Genomic DNA, 257 nt, shown 5'->3' on the forward strand with positions numbered 1-257 from the left:
TGCGCGTCCGCTCTTTGAGAACTCAACAGCGTGCCGAAAGTCAGTGCCAAGTAATTCCCCGTGTCGTGGGTCTTCGGATCTGCGGCTGGGATTCCTTTGGTTGATTGATATCGAGAGTGCTAGCTCTCGGTTCTCAGCTGGTATCGAATTCATCTACGGAGAGTTTGATCCTGGCTCAGGACGAACGCTGGCGGCGTGCTTAACACATGCAAGTCGAACGGTGAACCTGCTTCGGTGGGGGATCAGTGGCGAACGGG

Annotated in this window: 1 rRNA gene; it reads left to right on the forward strand. The window is 55.3% G+C overall.

Annotated features, from left to right (window positions below):
- Window positions 1-152: 152 nt before the first annotated feature.
- Window positions 153-257, forward strand: a 16S ribosomal RNA gene (locus A6V29_RS07195); the annotation flags it as partial.

Source organism: Blastococcus sp. CCUG 61487 (genome assembly GCF_005222955.1).
Classification (GTDB): domain Bacteria; phylum Actinomycetota; class Actinomycetes; order Mycobacteriales; family Geodermatophilaceae; genus Blastococcus.